The organism is Cohnella sp. LGH (genome assembly GCF_017671885.1).
Lineage (GTDB): Bacteria > Bacillota > Bacilli > Paenibacillales > Paenibacillaceae > Cohnella > Cohnella phaseoli.
In genome coordinates, this window is record NZ_CP072117.1 from 7715865 (window position 1) to 7737290 (window position 21426).

Sequence of the window (21426 nt, forward strand, 5' to 3'; positions counted from 1 at the left end):
AAACGTACCTCTTCAGTAGATGCTATATGTACCGTATGCGGGAAGCGACCGCATTATTGTGACTTCTGTTATAGTCGCTTAGAACCGCGTAGAATCAAGGCTCTTGTAGTTTGCTGTCTTAGTATTATTTTTCTTTACTATACTTTAGCACGAATTTTTGCGGCAGTTTTACGGCAGATACCGGCAGATACCATCTTAATCCCAACGCACTTGAGAATTAAATATACACTACAATGTCGTTGTTTTTCTGAATTCTTGCTCACTCTTCCATAATGCCATGCTACCATGTCAATTCTACGACATCAACTCTATTTTTGTTTTAGAAATTAGGGGATAAATTTATTAGAGATCTATATTAAACCTTGATACTAGTAACTCCACTCAATCTAATTATCTTCTTAGGTCTGAGCGGCTTGTGAAGATGCCTTGGAGGATGCGTCGGGGTGGTAGCATTCTGAAAATGACGTGTAATGCTTACACCATTGTTAAGCAATACTTGATCGTTTTCAGTAGGGCCATCACCGTTTGTAATCAGAGCGGATACCTCAAATGCTGGAGGCCATCCGGCCAAAGGATCGTCGGCACTATTGGGACGAGGAACGCGCAAATTCTCTCTCAGCCAAGCAAAACTCTGGTACTCATGATCACTTATTCTCCCTCTGGCCACCGAATCTTCCTGCCCACGCAACTTTGCATCCCAAATCGCCTTAACATCTTTATACGTTGGAGTAACCCCAGCATGTTCGACCTGCAAGCTAATATCGGGTGCCCGTAATTCACCAAATGGATCTTTTATTTTGGTTCCATGAACCACCTGCCATTTCTTCTTTGTCACCTTGTTCTCAAGAATAAAATAACTAAAATTACGTTTTAACCCCGGCTTTCTTGGTAGAACAATGTCCCCATTGTGCTGCCGATTCTCTATTGATCCTGTCCAGCTATTCTCTGTCATATGGTCAAGAAGACTGAACAATACCTTCATTTCGAACAGATAGTCCGCTGCGTCGGTTGATTTCGCGACTGATCCATATAAATCTTCCGAAGGTAATAAACCAATTACTTGACTTAGATTTTTGGAAAGTTTTTGAATGTTATTTACCATCTGTGGGGACGCCATTCTTTATTTCCATCCCTTCGTGTATCAATATATTCCTGATTTTCTGGTAAGAGCTCGTTTATCATTTTCCAACTTGGCTGAATATCTCGAAGTAGACCAGGCGCTCTATTGATCAACTTAGATATACTCCATCTGCTTGCTTGTCTTTCTCTTACTATATTACTTTCACTATCGTGATCTGGCAGCTTAGCTTCAACATAGGGATTCTCCAAGCCCATACGCGCTAAAGATTTCCTAAACGCTGGCTCGGTTTCCGAACTAATCTCTAGTGGCTGAATTACTAATTTATTGATAAGTCCCTGCAATTCGTATATTGGAAATGTACGGTCTATTTCATAACGTCCTTTGGCGGAGTTCTCTGCCATCGAGCTATATTCGAGATATGCCCTCCAATCAGCAGGTAGATGTCGAAGCAACCCAAAGTACAATGATCTTCTTGTATTTATTGTGCCAGAAATTAATGTCTCTAAATCTGCCTCTTCGATTCGTCCTAAATGACGAAAGTTCAAATACGGCTTACTGAAATTTGATACGCGAGTAAGACTAAACATGAAGGCACCCAGCGTTCTATCACTTGGCAATGATTCAACTTCATCTAGCTGTAATTTAGTTACATATAAACGCTCACTGTCTTCGTTTATCGTTTTTTGCTCTTGTACCTCAACATTTACATCCAAAACAGTAGACGTCCCAAAGAAGTGAAGTTCATCGCCTCTTCCCCTCGCAAACAATATAGTATCGCCCACATTAACGAACCATCGCCTTTTAGAATACTCCAGAATCTCGTTAGAACCCCAATAAAAATGTCCAAATCGATCTACTTTATACAAAAAAATAGTCAATCCTGTTATCCTCCCCTATTTAAATTAAATCATTAAATATCCCCTTTCTAAGGTTGAAAGAATTGTCGGTGATTTCATATTAATAATTGATTTTATTATTATAGATAATTGAAGCCTAGTAGATCATTTCGTAAATTCACATAATTCATCTATCAACTAAATGTCATATTACAACGGTATGAAGTGTTCTACAACAAAGTGCGAACTTTTGAAACGATCCACTAGGATATCTCTTTAAGAAGTTTCATACAATATACCCATTATTTCTTTATCATGAATATCCTGCCATTCGGACGGAATATCTGCTATCCCTTCTCTATGTACAATATATAAATAAACTTTAGCTTCATCTGAAAGTTTATCAAATGCTGTTTTATTAAAATATATATTTAGTGCATTAATTAGCAGTTCCTTTATGAAATTCCACAAATACATAAGTTGTTTATTTTTGTCTTTGCAGGATTCATACTGCTTTTTCAATTTGTCAATGCTAACAATTCTTTTTAGATCTTTATAATAAGAAACAATAATATACGGCTTTTTGCTATTTATTACATTGACATAACAAAATATATCCTCAAACTCAATAACTTCTGAAAGAGAAAGGTTAATCCTGTCAACAGGCAATCCAAAGTAAATGGTTTCTAATTCAGATTCTGCTTCCTGCTTTTTTAATTGTTTTAGTTCATTTAACATTTTTAACATTAAGGGATACAGCCTAAATAACGTTTCAACTGAGTTATAATAGTTCCTAAAGTATTCAGACTGGGAGCCATCAGGTTTACATGTAGCATACCTATTTTCACAAATTAGTTCTGCCATATAAAAAATATTCATAATTCGGTAGTAAATATCAAAAGTAATAGCCTTTAATGAATACTCGATATTTTGGATACTTGTTCCCGAATAATCAGTATTTCCATCCTTTTCAATTTCAGCAAATAGTTCTTCATCATGCTTTTCGCAAAACGAGACTGTAACACTCGCTTTTCTAATAGGCACTTCAGAATAAAACTTTGAGATTTCTTTAACAAGTGTCTCCACATTAGGTACTTTATGATCATTAAATCGAATTACTTTGTTGCCAGAACTTAAGTTATTCAGAACGTTTCCCCGAGACAATGTATGCGAATGTACTATGGTCTCATCGTGATTGCAATCACCAAAAACTTCATGAGCAGAGCAATAAGCAATGTTTTTTTTATTTACAGATTTTTCTTCTATTTTATGACTTATCAATTTGCTGTCTTTTTGGAAATAAAATTGATTGAGCTCTTCTTCTACTAATTCAAAATTCTCTTTTCTAAATTTAATAGCTTCAACAAGTTTTTTTTTGCAACAGTCTTTATAATGTTTCCCTATTAAGCAAACACATACTTCCTCATCCATGGGTAAGTATGATTCTGGTGAAAATTTAGGATACTTTTCTCTATTAAAAAAATCTTCATATTTTTGAAAAATACCTTTATATTTTCGAAAAACACCTTCATATTCTTGAAAGTCCAACCTAATCGCCCCTAGCATATAATTGGGTGAAGTTACAAAAAAAATAAAATTTGTTTAGCGTGTTGTACATCGATGCACACTCGCTATTAATATTCTATTTTCAATTAATTTTGAAGAAATCCGTCAATTTCTGGTTCATACTATATTCTTATTATCGAATTTGCTATACGTTTTTCTCTACCGTCGGGAGTTGTATAAAAACGTTGCCCGATACCGTACAGAAGCAGTTGTAAATCACTCTCGTTATTAACATTAAATTTTCCATTACTAGATAATAGATCAGGGCAGTATTCTTTAATTGATTCGAATATGACAGTTTTCTGTTCTTCTTCAAAAGAATTAAGTTGTTCAAGAGCAAGAGCTATCCGCTTCCTATTAGGAATTTTCACATGATTATAAGTAAATTGTTCATCTACTATTAAAAAATCTTTTGATAAAAACTCAACAATCTCTGCATCAGTCGCTTCACGATAGAGCGAATCAATACCTTTAAAAATGCTGGTTATTGAGGAAAGTTTCTTGAAGTATAATAAGTCTTTGTCTTTTACATACAGTGCATCAGGAAAATCATTGATAATAATTCGTTTACTGCCTTCCACAACCTTGAATTCATCACCCAAACTTATAAACTTCCTGTTAATTACGGTTGCTTTTTGAACTCTTTGAAAATGAAATTCATTTGAGTTTTGATATGAAATGATATATTCTATTTTTCCGATCTCACTGCGTTCTAAAGTTCTGAACCTTGTGGAATTGATATCACTTCTTAATATATCTAAGCAATATTCTTTTGTTGAAAATTCGTTTAAAACAAACCAATTTTCCTCGTCAAGATTGTGTTCTGGAGAATACTGTACACAATTATCATCTGGAATGGTTAATGAGAATATTGTCGTATCAGAGATTACCGTCTTAAACGTAATTCCTCTTCCGAGTTGTGTTACTTTTCCTAAAATTTGATCCAAATTACTCCACCTCTTCATCGATGTAAGTATGATAGTTTATCCTTCTTAAGTTCATAAATTCAAGTTCATTCTCACCTTCAAAAGTTCTTTTAGAAATTATGATATTCATACAATTATCGTCTGTAGTCACATAATAAAAGTGATATTTCAGAAGCAGGAATACTGGGTTGAAGTAGTGTGTTTGGGAAAAGTAAACGAATATAAATAAGATAGAAAACACAAACAAGAATGTATATGTATCAGGCACGCTAAGAGCTACAAAAAAATAGCCCAAATAGCTTGGCAGGTAAGCATTGTTTGCTTCCTCAATTTGTAATATTTTACCTTCAATACTGTCTTTTTTTAGAAGTTTGGAGGTTTTCAAGATCAGTAAAGATAAAGGAATCGGTATTAATACATAAATTAAATGAAGCGTCCATGTTGGGATAAGATGCACTTTGAAAATAGTGATTTTCTCTTTTATCAAATAAACTATCACTATAAATAATAAAGAGTTCAAAGTCAGAAATAACCTGTAAGCTAGTTTTATAAAGCTCACCTCACTAACACAGAAATAAAGTTTAACAGAACGCATGTAATCCACTTCTTGTCCTCATCATTGTGAACGGCAGTGGTAAAATCCCCAATAACGGCACTTGAAAATCCCCCATAATCGGCAGATACTCCATTATTTCTATTATCTACCACTCCTTATTAAAATTAAAAAGATCTTTCGTATCTTCAAAGGTTCGCAATAATACCACTATCTCTTTTATTTCATCAATAGATAACGAGCTTCTACAATCTCGTAAAAGTACAACTAATGATCGTAAGATCATATCCACTTCCCAATTCTGGCGATAACCTACTGAAAGCGTATTCTGGTATTCCGTAATTTTCAGACAGATATTCTCCTTGGTCAATTCTTTTAGTATTAATTTTGATGAGATATAACCAAAAACATCATCTGTAATCTTTGACCTGAATAAAGCCAACTTCAATGCTTCATATACTTTACTTACGTCTACTGCTAAAGTCATATCACGATGGATAGTATAATAACTCTGTATTTCTAAAATAAGATCATGGAGATCTTTTACATTAGCTATAGCTTTGGATTTCGCTGGTAGATAGTTACGCATTGACTTTAAATAATATGGATAGAAATCGTCGACTATTTTACAAAGCTCTTCTACTTCATCACTGTTCAAATGGAAGCGGTTATGTGGGAACTGAACAGTATATGTAGCTGTCTTTTCATCAAAACCAACTAGAAATCTCCTTTTATATTCTTTTGCAGGTGTACTTTTACCATGAAAGAAGGTCTCAATAAGATTTTGTCCATGCAGAGTGAATTTGCAACCTGAGATTTCTTTTTTAACAAATTCAACACTACATGATGCCGAATCATATTTATTGGGCAAAAATGCGGATCAAAACCGAAATGAGTGCTTGACGAAATGAATTGAGGATAGAAATGGAAAAACATCTGCTACTCCTGTATTGTTGTAAGTCCTACCCAACAACAAAAAGGAATAGACAGATGCAAACTCAGTATATCAATGAATGGCTCGACATACCAGAGCTAAAGATTCATCAACTGTTATCCATTCATGACGATGAAGTTCACATAGAAGCCTTGCCGCTAGACGACAAGCAAATCTGCCCATGCTGCGATTCAGATCAAGCAGTGATTCGGAAGGGAAGCAATGGGATGCGAACCGTCCGACATCTATCCGTTTTTGAGAAGAAAACCTATCTGCACGTGCCGACCATTCGTATGTTTTGCAGTAACTGTGAAGCCGGATTTGTATGGGCATACGATTTCGTCGGTCCCAAACAGCGCTACAGCAGGCTTTTCCGCTCCCATACGGTCGAACAGGCGCTTGGGTCCACGGCCGCGCATGGCGCTCGGATACAGCAAGCGCCGGCGAGTACCGTACAACGTATGCATAACGAGGCGGTCCCTGCTCTTTGCGATGCGCTTTACAAACAAGTGTGGGAAGAAGCAAAAGAAACAGCTGAACTGGTTCTGGGTGTCGATGACTTCGCGATCAAGAAGGGTCATACGTATAACACCGGCATTCACAACCTCAAAGGCGAGACGATGCTGGACCTGTTGCCGGGCCGAAAGCTGGAAGCGCTGCGTGCGTACGCTCAGGCGCACCCTGAGTTCCTTCGGCTTGATCCGAAGGCAGTGGTCATGGATTTGGCTCAGGCGTATCACACCTGGATCAGCGAGTGTTTCCCGAAAGCGATTCGCATCGCAGACCGTTTCCATGTTCACGGTTATGTGATTGAAAGCGTACAGGAAGTTCGTAAAACTGTTCAGCCAACGTTATCTCCGCGAGCCAAAACTTATCTAAAAGCAAACCACCGTCTGCTAAATCCGCCTGCCGAATCACTGAGTGAAGAAAGTGCAAAGAAGTTGGACACGATGCTGAATTACTCCCCGCTGCTACGCAGCATGTGGGAATGGAAAGAAGCGTTCACGACTTGGTATGACTGCTCGCCAAACTATACTGTTGCCAAGCTGGGATTTGAGCGTTGGTGTACGCAAGGCGATCAGATCGACCACGCTGCCGTCCAAAGTGCGCTAAAGACCATGCGCAATTGGCAGGAAGAAATCGTGAATTACCATCAATGCCGATGGACAAACGCAACCGTAGAAGGCCGCCATAATCGTATTAAAGCCTTTCAACGCCGCCATTATTTCACAAGGAATCGCAGTCGCTATAAAGCGGGCATTCTGATCGAATGTAACCGCCATCGGATGTTAAGCTATTAATCAAGCACTGATTTTGAGGTTGAGCCAAAATGCAGTTAAATTAACATTTTTAATGCTGTGTTTGTGGTTTGTATCATCAGATCTGAATTTATGCTCATAGAACTCTACTATTGGCTTGTTCTGGTCCCCCTCGGAAAACTCCGCATCTTCTTGCAATCCTACTTTATTTTGTAAGATAAACTCTGGAATATTCCCCAGTTCTGGTTCTTCGTGTTCGGCAGTTTCATAAATTGTGTAGAGCAACTGCTTATATCCTGTCTCATAGCAACTGGCACTTGATAAATCGATATAGATCAATGATGACATGAAGGTAGGTATACATTCCGCGCCATCTTCACCACGTTCGGCTAGTATTGGTATAAACTTCTCCTGCTTAACCCTAGTATAAATACTGTTTGTAATAACTTGCGTCTCAATTCCAACTCCACCTATTCGTTGATTAGCTTTTTCTTTGTATCCTTTATCGCATATTACTAAAACCTTATGGATATCTTCAGAGCCAATCATCTCTTCCATAAATGCGAATCTGTCATGCCCAGCCTTTAGCCGCCACTTATCAATAACTGCATTTACGCCATCCCTGCGTAATCTTCTTGCCAAATCCATTACCCAATTTTCATGATCCATAGATGTCCAGCTATACGATATAAATACACTTGGTGTAAAATTATTTTTTGTCATGATTCGACTCAACTTTCCATGCTAAATTTCGTTGAAAATGTGAAGCGTTTCTTAGATATGATCAAAAAGAAACTACTACCGAGATATTTACCACAGAATATTGACTAGATTCCCCGCATGAAGTTATCGCCTGTTTACTACAACAAATTACATATTTCGGCAACCACTCCTAAAAATCCTCTATAAAATAGGAAAAACATCCTTACGGATGCTAGAAATTTTGGCTATTTAGCACCAATGATCAACTTTGTTATTTATTCGTGTACATTTTCACTAGCTCGACTAAAGTATGAACTGATATCAACTGATCTAGATCTCAAAGCGATGACATATGAGCTTGGATCTGCCCTAAAAAACATTCGTAACATTTGTTAAGCAAGTCCGTTGTCCATGCTGACGAGACAGGACTGCGTGTAGATGGAAACCGCCAACGCAAATGGCTTCACACGGTCTCTACCCCAGAGTGGACACTGCTCTCAAAGATACGATGTATATCCCAACCGGCAGTGGACAGCTGGTCTAAATGCTGTTCACAACCATCTTTATGTGCAGCTACACAGAGCATATGAGTTGGGCGCGTCATTCCGACATACGCCATTTTCAATCCGCTTAGAAGCGTTGAGCCTCTCGGTGGCGAATGGTTGCCTTTCATATATTCGACGATCGATTGAATATCATATTTAATATAAAAGGTTTCAAGGTATAATGTGGCTGTGTGCGTTTCGCCTTTCACACTATGGACACTACAAACATCGATGCTGATCTTCTGATTTGCCTTCTCATGAATATATGTATCGGCTTTTTGTTCTAGTGCAAGTTGAGTTGATGCAGGCGCATCCAAAAATGCCTGCAATTCAGGATTTATTGCTACACCGAACTGCGGACATATTTGGGTTCTGATGAAGTTCCTTAAGTCTACCCCAATATCTTGATTTCTGAACAAGTCTTTGCACCAATGAAGCAGCTTTAAGTTCAACATTTCATACAAAGCCTTGTTTTCTTTGCTTATAAACTCAATAAAGGAAGTTTCGGTATAATGTACGTTATTGTTTTTTCTGATCCCTAACAGTCGTAAGCTTTTCAGTATCGCCGCGAGTATGAATTGTCGGATTGTGGCAATGGATTCACCTTGCTGGTGATCACGTGCCACCTTTAAATAATCTAGTAGGCTCTCAAAATCTTGTTTTTGTTTGCCACCTAATTTACCAAATGAATCAAAGTAAGAAGGCAGTGTACGTCTAGGGTTTGGCTTACCAACCCAGCCGACAGCTTTATATATTTTCTTTTCAACCGTATGCAAGCTATTTTCAATTATTAGATCGCCAAACTTTGGTATAACATTTGCAATTGAAGAATCATCAAAAACAATTAGCTTTGGATTTATATTTTCTATTGCTGGGTTACCGTTTAGATTTTGAGGGCTTGGACAAATAGTTTTAACCCTTTCTGCAATCACAGCGGAGAACCGCTTGCTGTCGGAAATTGATAAGTGATCAGCACGTATTTGCCAAGATGAATTATAAATCGCCTGATTACTATCTCCAATTCTCTGAACGATAACCTTTTCTTGATCAAAAGCCATATCCAATATCCCTTGTTGCTTTGCGTCAGTATCTTGCATTTCATCGATAAACACGTAGGCGAATCTCTCGGATATCACATCTTTAAGGTGAGGATATTCACGCAAATACCAGTATGCAAGCGAATATGCGTCATCAAAACACAGTATGCCTTCGCGCAAAACATCTTCTTTTAAAGACTTTATTCGCTGATACGTTGGTGTGGTACGACCGACTACAATCGTTCCATCAATTGTTTTGGATATGACATCTAAATCATTTAAGGTAAATCTTAATGAAGGCAAATAAATATTATTTCTCTCTAGATATTGTTTAGTTCCAGGAGGGAGTGTTCTGCCCTTCCTCTCTATATACCCTTGGTGTATGTCGTCGTCAATGCGCGCGGGTCGTTTGCCATATTTGTTTATGAAAGCCGGAATCGCCAAAAATTTATTAACAAAAGATTGAATTGTCCCAAAATGATTTGGATATTCAAATAATATTTCGGCTTTATCATCCAGTCTTTCTTTGATTTCATTTACAGCGACATTTGTATGCGTAAGCACGCAAATTCCTTTGTTACTCTTCAGCGGGAGCTTCTGGGATAGTATTGATAGCTTAGCCAGCAATGCTGTAGTTTTCCCGCTTCCCGGACAAGCTTGAATGTCCTTTGATTCCATGCAGCGAATTACGGCTCGTCTTTGCTCATCAAAAGATTCGCCAGCAGGAAGTAACAAACGCTCTGCAAGCTCAATTTCATGATCTTCGATACTAAGCATTTGCGTCATCTAATGTACCTCCTGTTGCGTATGTAATCGCATCAACGAGATATTTAAGATTTGGATCTTGGCTAATGCGCTCCTTCAATTCTTCCTTATCTGCGGTTTCCAGTAATATCTTTGCTAGACATTGGGCCACTATTGCTTTGGATATTGAATTCGCAACTAGTATCTCGTGGTATATTGCAAATGCAATTTCATCGCGTGAACGCTGTGCCTGTTGCCATGCCGCTAAGTATTCTTGTACTTCCTCGTCACACTCCCGCTGCTTAGCCTCTGTTAAACCGAATCTATCACTGCCTTCTATTTTTTTGGCGTACAATACAGCCTGATATAGTTCTTTGGTTAAACACCCTGCAGCCATATCAAACTCCAATGTCCAATATGGAGAGACGAATGCCTTCACAGTTTGATGGGTAAGACGATTTATTTTGTTTTGTCGCGGATTAAGTCCAGTATAATCCATAGCTGTTCTGGCATTTGGGTTAACGCGTTTATATAAATTTGGCTTCACATCGTTATCGGTTATAATCGCAACAGGAATATTCATCTGCCCAAAGGACTCATCCTGACGTTGAAAGATTCTACTGTAACGCAAAAACGCAGTGCTACCCACATTCACAATGGTAGTACCATAACTAGAAAGCGGACGACCAATTATCTCGGCTATTGTAGGAATAAGCAGGTTCTCCGCATCTCCCTCGACCAAAATGACACCTTTGGCGAAAAACAAATTTGACTTGGTAGAATCCAAAAACCTTTCCAAGAAGGAATAATCCCCTTTTTCCAATTTTGTACTTTTATGATCCATCGGGAAACAAAAGCCGTTATTACAAAGAATCAAGTTGTTAAGCGAAACTTTGGACGCAAGTACAGTACTGTGTGTAGTTAAAAGCAGTTGTATGCCTAACGCGTTAGCTTCTTTCTGCAAAAATTCAATTAACCGAAGTTGTGCTTGGGGGTGAATGTGAGCTTCAATTTCTTCCACCAGTGCAATTTTTAGTCCCGTAAACTCTTCTTGATTTAATAGCAATAATTCCACAGCAATGAACAAAAGGTTGTGCGATCCAAGTCCAGATTTATTGGAGGACAGCTGTAGACTCAATTTTTCTAAAATTGACCTGAGCCTCATGTCGGAGACAGAAAAATTTGAAGCAAGTGGTGAAGTTAGTGGTGAAAATTCTTTCAAGTATGTATTGATTTTCTCAAGCATCAACTTTCCGTTTTGATCATCTAAATCGTTTTCCCCATCAGTACCCTTAAAATACTGCTCAATCATTTCATTGGCACTTGCCATCGCTGACTTGAGATGATGCATCTCCTTGTCTTCAAATGCCTGGTGGCTATCCAAGATTTGAGACAGACGAGAATTTTTTCTTGGTGCCAATTCATTTTCTGCATCCCGCAATGGCTTAAGGTACGTAGCCTTAAGAAGCGCCCTGGCTAAACTGTTCATTTGAGTACCTTCGTCATCGCTACCTGCTTTCACATCAAAAAAAACGCGTCTGCCCTTACGAGTAGCCTTTAGAAACACTTTTAGATAATACTGCGTCTGGCCATCAATTGTTTCAATGCTCAGCCATTCAAGAAAGTTTTTCGCTTCTACGGGGGTCATATTGCGAAATACACATTGAATTTGTAAATGGTCGGAACGATACTGCTCTTCAATTCTTCCATTTGGCATGTGAAAGTCATCATACTCGATTTTGAAAAAGTCGCTACTCTGCGTAGTCAAAACTAACTTGATCGCATCGATAATTGCTGTTTTTCCGGCATCATTTTCGCCAACAATTAGGTTTAATCCGGGATTGAATTTCAGTTTTAAACCCGGCTTGGGTTTATGTGTAACCGCATCTATTTCACCGCTACCGTATTTCCTAAAGCTCCAAATACTTAGTTCTGACAAAAACATGTCCCGAGAACCCCTTTATTGATTTGTCTATTCCAATATTCGACAGGGACAACTCTTTTCCTCCATAAAATGGGATTGTCTATGGATACTATATGTATTTAATAATATAATACGGCAGATGCATTCCAAGCCTATAATTTTATGGATTGCAAAGCTCTACAAAAGTTTGTGAGTTTTTAAACAACTCAAAGAAGCTACGCATCAGCATACACTGATTAGTTGCTTCTTCATTCAACCTTGTGACGGCGACTCCTCTCATGAATTCATAGCCGCCCCCCTTTATTCTTTCGGCTCTTCGATATCGAACCCACCTTTAAGAATGAACTCCTGAAGTAAATAGTGTACTTTTATGTTGATCTTGAATGGTGATATCTTTGCATTTTCCAGTTTTTCAAAATAATCCTTTGCCTTAGCTTTGTCTACCGAAGCCTTCAAATCATCGAAGCGACCGAATTCGTTGATGCTTGCCTCAGTTACATTGACAGCCATCAGATTGCGGAGCTTCCTTTCATCAACCCCTAAAAATCGTGAAACACGCCGGATTTGGTCATTCTTTGCTCTGAATTGATATTCTGTGACGTATTCCCTGAAAGTTTTACCACTTTCCATCTTGGCATTTCCGCTTTCTACGTCGTGAAGAAAAATATTTGCATACTTTTGTTCTTCCTGCGTCAATGTAGCGAATGACTTGTGCAGATCATCAAGCGTATTCCGCATTTCAGCTTCATCTACATTATCTTGAGTAAGAATTCTCTGAAACTTTTCAAAACGCGAGTTCATATAATCTGAATCGATTCTCCCGGTATCAATCTCCGTCAGGTAACCAACGATCTCGAAAGGAACATCGTCGCCGCCACCCCCGCCTCCGCCGCCGAACAGCTCTTTATACCGCATAGCCAGAACCAAATAAGTATTTTCATCCAGTTTCATTTCGACTCGGGTCTTTGGCTTACCACTGCCCTGGCTGAACATGTAAGTTGATTGATTCCACTTAAAACCTTGAATTTTTGAAGCTTCCAGATAGTCATTGAATGATTTGAAGAGCGAGGCAAATTTACCGCGGTCCGAACGATCATCCGGCAGTTTTTCAAAGTTCGGAATCCCAGAACGAGCGAACAGTTCACTGATATCAACAAAAATTGCATTCAGCTTGTTTAAGTTATACTCAAGCCGTTCTACAAACAATCCAATTGGCTTATCGCCAGAATAGGTCTTCACAGCTTCTTCGATGTGTTGCTCCATTGTATGCGGATATCTGTAGTATCGTATAGTTCCAAAGGGTTTTTCCGGGCCGAACAAACGATTGGTGCGCGAGAATGCCTGAATGATATTTTCGTATTCAAGCATCTTATCCATGTACAGCGTGTTAATCCACTTGGAATCGAAGCCTGTAAGCATCTGGTTGACAACAATCAGAAGATCGAGCTGCATTTCGGGTGTTCTCTCAATAAATTGATATGGCTTTTTGTGAGCAAGTCTTGCAGCAATGTCCTTTTTCAGCTTGTCGTATCTCTTCAGACTAAATTCCTGTTTGTATCTGGCGTTATAATCCTCGATTATTTCAACAAGACCATCCTCTTTGAAAGCTACTCCACCGTTATTGTCAATGCTTGGGTCAAACAAGCAGGTAGCCTTTAATGTGGGCAGGGCTTGTTTTATTATTCGATAATAACGGATCGCCTCTGGAATGCTGCTTGTAGCAAAGATTGCATGAAACTTGCTATTATGGCTTAATGTCACCCAGTTATCTGCAATGTCACGAATAACCGTACTCCGATGTTCTTCCCTTTGATATTGGGATTTTGCCAAATAGTCCTCAATACCCTTCACATACTTTCCATCATCACCAATATAGCCAGCCATTTTTACTTCAGAGGAATTCATATATTTATAAAAGACTTCGCTCTTATCAGGATCAGCTAGCGCTTCTTCAACGGTAGAGGCTTTTGCCCGCTCCAAAGCAACAGCCTGCCGAATATCCCGATCTCTGTAGGTCAACACTTTATAAGGATCAAATCCAAGAACATTTTTATCACGAATCCCGTCGGCAATGCTGTACCTGTGCAACTCGTTGCCGAAGATGGTCGAGGTAGTGTTCATGTTTTTCTGGTTTTCATCCTGAATGGGTGTTCCTGAAAATCCAAAGAAAACGGCAGACGGAAAAGAATCCTTTATATTTTGGAGCATATCTCCAAAGGTAGTGCGATGCGCCTCATCGACAATAATAACAATTCTCTTGGAATTCATTATCTTAATATCATGAGCATTTAATCCGTCTTCTTCGTCCTTGATATTGCTCATTTTCTGAATAGATGTGACGATGAGTGTATTGGCCGGGTCGTCGCTTTTTAGTTTTGAAATTAATACTATCGTATCTTCCGTTGCCTGAACGGACTCATTTTCATCTGCAAAACCGCGATACTCTTTTAAGGACTGAGTTCCGAGTTCAATTCTGTCCATAAGGAAGATGACTTTATCGGCATCTTTGGAGTTTGCAATCAATTGCGCCGACTTAAAACTTGTCATCGTCTTGCCTGAGCCTGTGGTATGCCAAACATATCCGCCAAGCCTATCTCGACCGTCCCAGTTGGTTTTGGAAACCCGGTCAGAAATCGCATTTGCTGCATAGTACTGATAACTACGCATGACTTTCAATACGCCATCGGTGTCATCAGCAACAGTGTAAAAGCCGATAAGCCGGTGTGCCATCGGAATGGAAAGCAGTGAAGAAGCAATCGTTTTCCAATCATTAATAGGCTCGTTATTAAAATCTGCCCAGTGAAAATAGTAATCTTTATTGAACTTTCCGTCCATTCCGGGATTAGCGAAATAAACAGTTTCTGCCGGTTCCATAGCAACAAATATTTGAATCAGCGCAAATATTCCGGTGAAAATCCCTTCATCGGAGTATTTTTCGATTTGGTTATAAGCCTGGCTGACCGAAACGCCGCTGCGCTTCAGCTCAATATGTATAACCGGCATACCATTGATCAAAAGCATCAAGTCGCCGCGGCGGTCATTTAATATTTGGGACTTGCTCTTATATTTAGGCTGTTGTACGATCTGATAGCGGCTTTGTCCGGCAGCGATTTCACGGCGGTCATAAATTTTAAGGCTAATTTCTTTCCCGAAGTGAAGAGTATCATCGGGATTATCACGAATAATGGCTACAGTTCTCCCATTGATAAATCCGTTTAATTTCAAAGGAGTCCTCAATGTCGTGATCTGCTCCATAATCTGTTGCATCTCGCCGCTTGTCAGAGGATAATTATTTAAACGGTCGATTCCTCTGTTGTTTTCAAAAAGAATATCCGCCCAGTTTCTTATCAAATCTTCTTCAGAGGGATTCTTTAAAACCTTAGATTCCCAACCTTTATGTGACAGCACCTCAATCAAAGCTTCCTCAAAATCAGATTCTTTGTTAAAGACCATCGTGCGTTCCCCCCTCCTATACAAACATTTTTCCGAGCATGGCTTTTTTGATATTTTTCAACTTCTCTAACTTACGCCGATGAAGGGTGATGAGATTGTCGAGATGTGAAAAGAAATCACCAATAACCCTTTGTTCCTCGACTTTTGTTATCAAAATTTCAATATCGTTAATAGCTGTTTTGGATAAACTTGGAACTCCGGTTGACTCATCTTTATTCTTCCAATCTATTCTTTGAAAAATAGCAAATACAAAATTCAAATCATTATTTTTTCTTGGAATTGCATAAAACAATGTATCTACGGTCCAAAACGGTGCTTTCAGAATGTAAGGTTTATCTATTGTTCCTTTTCTTCCAATACCAATCGCATTTTCATCATATGATAATGCTTCATTCACACTCAGCATATATCCGCCTGTTCCGTAAACGGGAATTGTACCTTCGGAAAGATGTTTATAGTCTTTTCCGCTTCGAACATCAACAACGTCCCCGAGCTTACGCTGTTCCCAAGCATCGGTAAATCCCGCAAAGCGAATTTCCGGAACATTTGATCCATCCTTAGGGAACATTTTTTCGAGCATGGATTTTTTAACGATCACCAGCTTGTCATACTTACTCTGATGAAGGGTAATAAGGTTATCAAGTTGGGTGAAGAAGGCCGTAATTCTTTTCTGCTCAGGCAACGCAGGTATACGACACATTACTTTAATAAACGAGTCCCAATATAGCCTTTTTCTGAAGTCGGTCACTCCATAAGAGAGATTATTCATCTGAATAATCATTTCATCTCGGCGTAAACAATAATCCATAAACAGAGGGTAAAGCTGAGCACTGGGAATAGCAGTAATATAAGCAGGACTTACCATCCCTTCGGACTTCACAACTCCGATTGCACCTTGCCACGCACGCATCATGTTTAGAACGAGATCACCGAAATACACATGTTTATAGAGGGACTTATCTTCGCTTCTGCGCACTTTTTTCCCTAAAGTATTGCTGTCTAATTCTCCGTTTGAAATACCATGATGGATGGAAACGGAAAGGATCGGTAACGAATCGTCTCCTCGTTCGTTCCGCTCCGTGTATATTTCCCCCAACTTTCGTTGTTCCCAAGCATCGGTAAATCCGCTGAACCGAATATCTGGTTTTTCATTTTTTCTGGTCATAATGTTATTCACCCTTTAATAGCTTCTGAAGCTCGCTGAGACCTTTCATATCATACTCGGTGCCGACGAGTTCATCCATAAGTACCGAGAGAGTAGACTCCGTTTCTCGAATCTCCGTTTCAACAGCAAAGTAAGTGACAGCGTATTTTTCAGAAAGAGCTTTGACGTTATCTACCAAAACAGAAATTAATGCATGAGGAAGCTGCTTAATACTCTCCGCAAGCGGAACAATCCATTTTAGTTCAAGCAGTTCAAGCGCCTGTTCGTCGGATAGCGATTCAATGGTTTCCTTGGTTTTCATATGCAAGGCTGCGGCATCCGCTTTTACCTGAGCTTTTACTTCCTTTTCTTCGGCCATCAGCTTACTAACTTTGATAATCTTCGCTTCAAAGGATTCTTCCGGGAATTCAAAAACAGATTGAAGCTCCGCTATATAAGCATATACTACTTTTTTAGCATAGGTGCCATCATGGCTTGCTTCCATATTGGACCATACTATGTCGTCGTGTGCGCGGATAAAGGCAAGTTTATCGGCTTTCCTTGAAAGTGCGGCGTAGGCGTTAAGAGCCTTAATTTCCTGGGTATCGACGTCAGCATAAATTTCTTTAAGTTTTTCGTTGACTTCTTTTGCGACGAACGCATCACTGGACTCGTTTGTCACGCTTGAATCCTTTTCTTCTTCGGTAAGTGAGTCGAGTAACTCATCATATTCAGAAGAGATTTCGGCAAGGCGGACCTCTTTTTGCATAACCGCTTCATATTCATCCGAAAGAAGTGTCCGCTGCACAAGTTCAAACGGAATCACATGACCGTTCCAACCATCCTGTACTTCTTCCTCTTTGCCGTCCTTCTTCTTGATGACCATGTTGGGATCAACCTTCTTAACAGCATTGAAGCCCTCTGTCTGAATAACTTCAAGATCAACAGATGTTTTTGCCCACTCATCAGCGAGATATTGATAGGCTTCGTATTTGTTAATAAGTGGAATGGAAGCAAGTCGGGCAAAAATTTCAGCACTCAATACAGCCTCTTCCTTTGAAATATTCAGGCTCGCCATATTTGTTATAAGCTCGCTTTTCATGAAGCCTTCGAAATCTCCAAAAGCATCCATGAAATTGGAAATAAAAGCTTTTACAGCGGGATGCTCGTTGACAGTCTGTTCAATATTTTCAGCTGTCAATTCAGCGTAAGGACCATCACCATATTTAAACAATGTCTCCTTTAATCCCGGAAAAGCACTCCAGTACGCGTCAAGTTTATCAGTTTCGCTCATGGGAATGCCTCCGAACATAGAAGCATAGAGATCCCATTTCTCTGCGCCTTCGGAGGAATCAACATATCTCGGAATATTCAAGTTGTATTCATTCCGGCGAATCTCCTCGAGGCAGACTTTTCTTGCGTATTTGTCAAGATTAGCTCTGGCCGTTACGGTATCAACGATCTTCTTAATATCAGACGCTCTGAGTTTATTGTTCTTACCAGCTTTAATAAAGCCCTTGGATGCATCAACAAACAGAACATCGGTATGTTCACGCTTTTGCTTCAACACCATGATGACTGTCGGAATACCCGTGCCAAAGAATATATTGGCAGGGAGTCCGATGATAGCATCAATGTGATTGTCTTCAATCAGATTTCTGCGAATCTCGCCTTCTTCACCGCCGCGGAATAGGACACCATGCGGAAGAACGATCGTCATGATGCCATCCGGCTTAAGATGGAACAAGTCGTGGAGCAGGAAAGCATAATCAGCTTTTGATTTCGGAGCGAGGCCGAAACGTGCGTAGCGAGGGTCTGATTCCTTATTGCTCGGATCCCAATGCTGAGAGTATGGAGGATTGGAAACAACTGCATCCACATAAAGTGGATTGTACGTTTCAATCGGGTTTGCTTCATCAAAGTATGGCCAATCATCCTCCAAAGTGTCGCCATTGCGGGTTACGATATTATCCGGAAGGATGCCGCGCATAACTAAATTCATACGAGTTAGGTTGTATGTATTCTGCTTCAGTTCCTGTGCAAAATATTTGATGTTATCTTCATCATCAATATACTTTGCAACAGAACGACCGATGTTAATCAAAAGAGAACCCGAACCGCTCGTCGGGTCGTAAATGTTGATTTCCGCCCTGTCCTTCAAATGTCCTGCTACAATTTCGGACATAAGAAGGGATACTTCATGTGGCGTGTAAAACTCGCCTGCCTTTTTTCCAGCATTGGCTGCAAACATGCTAATCAGATATTCATAAATGAAGCCTAGGACATCATAATCCTGCTTGCCATTCATTGGAATATCTTTAATCATATGAATCAGATCGCTGATCGCTTTGGTTCGAGATGCGGAGCTATCACCGAGTTTGCTCAAACCGGCCTGCAAAGTATTAAATATACCCTCGAACACCATCTTATAAGATGGATTAATCAGACGGTTAAATGCTGACAAGGCATCCGTGACATTAGACACGTCGAAATCTTTACCCATTCTGAGCCAGGTTGAGAACAAGTCCTTGTAAGCAATAAAATATCCGATACGTTCACGAACATACTTTACGGTTTCGGCATCGTCTTCAACAAGCGTCTCGATGTCTTCCTGGGGAAAGCCTTCTTCTTTCAGAAACTTTAACTCCCTGTCCGAAAGATACTTATAAAATATGAAGCCTAGAATGTAATCTTTATATTCGTTGGCCTCGATCTTTGAGCGCATTTTATTAGCGGATTCCCATATTTTCGTGGCGAGTTGTCGCTTATTCATGATAATCCTCCTATAGATTCATGTATTGCGGTGTATTTAAAGTTTGTTCATCGTCATTATGTATTGCTACTCCAACTCAAGTGTATCAAAATCAGCTTGAACACCTCCTTATACTATGTTGCATCCGTGCAGTCGTCAACATTATGGAGACAATCATTGATTTCCGATAGATTGCGCAGTGGGGTGCGACAGCACCTTGCCTGTCGCGATAAGGAGTCGGGTTTACTCTTCTATCGCTTCATTAAAAAGGCCGAACCCCACGGGGCCCGGCTTCCTTCATCCTCATTTTAGAGTGCTACGATAAAAATGCAGTCGAAAAATGAAAGCTAACGAGGGGACGGGTGACAATGAACAGGTACGACAAAGCATTCAAAGAAGAAGCAGTAAGATTGAGCGATGAGATTGGACCAAAGAAAGCCGCCGAGCAGTTAGGCGTATCCTACTATACCTTGCAGGAATGGAGAAAGCGAAGAACCCTGCACGGCGACGGAGCGCATATCGGGAGCGGACGGACTTATGCATCTGCCGATGAGACTGCGCGTGAAATCGAATTAGAAAGAGAAATAGGCGAGCTACGCCGAGCGAATGAGATTCTCAAGGACGCACTCGGTTTTTTCGCAAAAGACGGAAGCGGTAAAGGCAATCCAGCTCTATGCTTACATCTGTGTACGACGGGATCGATGGCCCGTCATGATGATGTGCGAAGTACTTACTGTCAGCGAATCGGGCTATTACCGTAGCTTGAAGCCCACGCCCAAACAGGAGCGGCAACAACGCCTTCTGGTCAAAATCAAAGACATCATTGGCGAACATGAAGACAACAGTAATTACGGCGTCCAGCGTATCCTGTTGGCGCTGTCACAGATCGAGATCACAGCCAGCTACAGCACCGTCTATCGCATCATGAAGCAGCATGGCCTACTGAAGAAAGTGAAGCGTCATCCGAACGGCATTACCCGCGAAGATGCCGCAGCTCAAAAGAGCGAGAACCTGATTCAGAGAGACTTCAGTTCTTCAGCCCCCAACCAAAAGTGGCTATCGGATATCACCGAAGTCCCTTGTTCAGATGGCAAGCTCTATCTGTCCGCAGTACTGAATTGCTTTAACGGAGAGATCGTAGGCTTTGCAATGGACGACAATATGCGTAAGGAACTCTGTATTGAGCCTTTGAGAAACTTTGAGAACGCCTGTAAAGCAAGAAACGCTCGCGGAATGATCTATCACAGCGATCGAGGCAGCCAGTTCACGAGCCATGCTTTCCGGAAGTGTCTGGCTAACCGTGATGCCATTCAAAGCATGAGTGGTACGGGGCGCTGCTATGATAACGCAAGGATGGAAAGCTTTTTTGCTACGCTAAAGAAAGAGAAGCTGTACAAGATCCACACTGAGCGCTATCCGATGGCCTCTATTAAATCGATCATCTTCAGGTACATCACCGTTTACTACAACAGACGGCGGATCTACACCTCTAATCCAGGGGGCTGGCCCCCAGCTATTTACCATGAAAGAATGCTGTCACAAGCAGCTTAGCAACCGAATTTCTGCATCAGCATCTCTTGCAGCTTTGCGACGCTGATCGCGATGACCTCTTCGAGCGTTGTGTTCTCTGGACGATATTGTTTTGGCGTTTCCGTCCAGCCGTCGCTTAATTGGTGGCGATAGTCCAAGATATGAAGAAATATTTGTTCTTTGCTCTCGAAGTGCGCGTAGAAAGCTCCGTTGGTCTGCCCGGTCAGCGCCACGATATCCGCAATCGTCGTGGTCGCGAATCCTTTCTCCAGAAAACACTTATCTGCCGCCTCGATGAGCTTTCGATAGGTCGCCTCTCTCTTTAACTGGAACTTGTTTTTCTTCAAATCGCCCGCTCCCTGTCCGAATATAGAATGAATGCAGGTCCCTTTGGTAGAGGTCCCTGCATTAGATTTGCAACTTGTTAAATTATAAATCTA

16 protein-coding genes are annotated in these 21426 nt (G+C 40.3%); 3 read left to right on the top strand and 13 right to left on the bottom strand.

The window, feature by feature from the left end; all coding sequences use genetic code 11:
- Positions 1-355: 355 nt before the first annotated feature.
- The 6 genes from J4772_RS31705 to J4772_RS31730 form a co-directional block, all read right to left on the bottom strand.
- On the bottom strand, positions 356-1102 hold the full coding sequence (locus J4772_RS31705) for a hypothetical protein (RefSeq protein ID WP_209072973.1): 747 nt from the start codon (positions 1100-1102) through the stop codon (positions 356-358).
- Positions 1096-1959: a hypothetical protein gene (locus J4772_RS31710; RefSeq protein ID WP_209072974.1), complete on the bottom strand. Its 864-nt coding sequence runs from the start codon at positions 1957-1959 to the stop codon at positions 1096-1098. The genes J4772_RS31705 and J4772_RS31710 overlap by 7 nt, the downstream gene beginning before the upstream one ends.
- A 234-nt stretch (positions 1960-2193) precedes the next feature.
- Positions 2194-3465, bottom strand: a complete 1272-nt coding sequence (locus tag J4772_RS31715) for a hypothetical protein (protein ID WP_209072975.1) — start codon at positions 3463-3465, stop codon at positions 2194-2196.
- A 140-nt stretch (positions 3466-3605) separates the two neighbouring features.
- A complete protein-coding gene (locus J4772_RS31720; protein ID WP_209072976.1) occupies positions 3606-4430 on the bottom strand; it encodes a hypothetical protein in 825 nt (274 codons plus the stop codon).
- Position 4431: 1 nt separating this feature from the next.
- The gene (locus J4772_RS31725; protein WP_247741250.1) at positions 4432-5004 is read right to left on the bottom strand and encodes a hypothetical protein; all 573 of its coding nucleotides are present in this window, start codon (positions 5002-5004) and stop codon (positions 4432-4434) included.
- 106 nt (positions 5005-5110) lie between these two features.
- Entirely contained in the window at positions 5111-5833 is a 723-nt protein-coding gene (locus J4772_RS31730; RefSeq protein ID WP_209072977.1) for a hypothetical protein, read from the bottom strand.
- Positions 5834-5886: 53 nt separating this feature from the next.
- Between J4772_RS31730 and J4772_RS31735 the strand changes: the two genes are divergently transcribed.
- A complete protein-coding gene (locus J4772_RS31735) occupies positions 5887-7197 on the top strand; it encodes an ISL3 family transposase (protein WP_247740839.1) in 1311 nt (436 codons plus the stop codon).
- Here the strand turns inward: J4772_RS31735 and J4772_RS31740 are convergent, their stop codons facing one another.
- From J4772_RS31740 to J4772_RS31765, 6 genes are all read right to left on the bottom strand, one after another.
- Positions 7198-7878, bottom strand: coding sequence for a toll/interleukin-1 receptor domain-containing protein (locus tag J4772_RS31740; protein ID WP_209072978.1), 681 nt, complete (start codon positions 7876-7878; stop codon positions 7198-7200).
- A 442-nt stretch (positions 7879-8320) separates the two neighbouring features.
- Entirely contained in the window at positions 8321-10225 is a 1905-nt protein-coding gene (locus tag J4772_RS31745; protein WP_209072979.1) for a UvrD-helicase domain-containing protein, read from the bottom strand.
- On the bottom strand, positions 10209-12128 hold the full coding sequence (locus J4772_RS31750; protein WP_209072980.1) for an ATP-dependent nuclease: 1920 nt from the start codon (positions 12126-12128) through the stop codon (positions 10209-10211). The genes J4772_RS31745 and J4772_RS31750 overlap by 17 nt, the downstream gene beginning before the upstream one ends.
- 279 nt (positions 12129-12407) lie before the next feature.
- Positions 12408-15560 (bottom strand): type I restriction endonuclease subunit R, EcoR124 family, encoded by a 3153-nt coding sequence (locus J4772_RS31755; protein WP_209072981.1) that lies wholly within the window; start codon positions 15558-15560, stop codon positions 12408-12410.
- Positions 15561-15576: 16 nt separating this feature from the next.
- On the bottom strand, positions 15577-16725 hold the full coding sequence (locus tag J4772_RS37210; RefSeq protein WP_247740906.1) for a restriction endonuclease subunit S: 1149 nt from the start codon (positions 16723-16725) through the stop codon (positions 15577-15579).
- A 4-nt stretch (positions 16726-16729) separates the two neighbouring features.
- Positions 16730-19477 carry a type I restriction-modification system subunit M gene (locus J4772_RS31765; RefSeq protein ID WP_209072982.1) on the bottom strand — a complete coding sequence of 916 codons (2748 nt, stop codon included), beginning with the start codon at positions 19475-19477 and terminating at the stop codon, positions 16730-16732.
- Positions 19478-19824: 347 nt separating this feature from the next.
- Here J4772_RS31765 and J4772_RS31770 point away from each other — a divergent pair, with 347 nt between their 5' ends.
- Positions 19825-20217, top strand: coding sequence for a transposase (locus J4772_RS31770; RefSeq protein WP_209072983.1), 393 nt, complete (start codon positions 19825-19827; stop codon positions 20215-20217).
- Positions 20168-21007, top strand: coding sequence for an IS3 family transposase (locus J4772_RS31775; protein WP_209077670.1), 840 nt, complete (start codon positions 20168-20170; stop codon positions 21005-21007). Before J4772_RS31770 ends, J4772_RS31775 begins: the two co-directional genes overlap by 50 nt.
- On the opposite strand, the gene J4772_RS31780 is transcribed toward J4772_RS31775, so the two are convergent.
- Positions 21004-21333, bottom strand: a complete 330-nt coding sequence (locus tag J4772_RS31780) for a TetR/AcrR family transcriptional regulator (protein WP_209072984.1) — start codon at positions 21331-21333, stop codon at positions 21004-21006. The two genes, J4772_RS31775 and J4772_RS31780, sit on opposite strands and share 4 nt — an antisense overlap.
- Positions 21334-21426: the final 93 nt, after the last annotated feature.

Excerpts from the sequence above, each read along its gene's own strand:
- J4772_RS31725 (WP_247741250.1), bottom strand. The coding sequence starts at position 5,004 with ATGCGTTCTGTTAAACTTTATTTCTGTGTTAGTGAGGTGAGCTTTATA.
- J4772_RS31770 (WP_209072983.1), top strand. The coding sequence starts at position 19,825 with ATGAACAGGTACGACAAAGCATTCAAAGAAGAAGCAGTAAGATTGAGC.
- J4772_RS31740 (WP_209072978.1), bottom strand. The coding sequence starts at position 7,878 with ATGACAAAAAATAATTTTACACCAAGTGTATTTATATCGTATAGCTGG.
- J4772_RS31750 (WP_209072980.1), bottom strand. The coding sequence starts at position 12,128 with ATGTTTTTGTCAGAACTAAGTATTTGGAGCTTTAGGAAATACGGTAGC.
- J4772_RS31705 (WP_209072973.1), bottom strand. The coding sequence starts at position 1,102 with ATGGTAAATAACATTCAAAAACTTTCCAAAAATCTAAGTCAAGTAATT.
- J4772_RS31755 (WP_209072981.1), bottom strand. The coding sequence starts at position 15,560 with ATGGTCTTTAACAAAGAATCTGATTTTGAGGAAGCTTTGATTGAGGTG.
- J4772_RS31765 (WP_209072982.1), bottom strand. The coding sequence starts at position 19,477 with ATGAATAAGCGACAACTCGCCACGAAAATATGGGAATCCGCTAATAAA.
- J4772_RS31735 (WP_247740839.1), top strand. The coding sequence starts at position 5,887 with ATGGAAAAACATCTGCTACTCCTGTATTGTTGTAAGTCCTACCCAACA.
- J4772_RS31775 (WP_209077670.1), top strand. The coding sequence starts at position 20,168 with ATGATGATGTGCGAAGTACTTACTGTCAGCGAATCGGGCTATTACCGT.
- J4772_RS31745 (WP_209072979.1), bottom strand. The coding sequence starts at position 10,225 with ATGACGCAAATGCTTAGTATCGAAGATCATGAAATTGAGCTTGCAGAG.
- J4772_RS37210 (WP_247740906.1), bottom strand. The coding sequence starts at position 16,725 with ATGACCAGAAAAAATGAAAAACCAGATATTCGGTTCAGCGGATTTACC.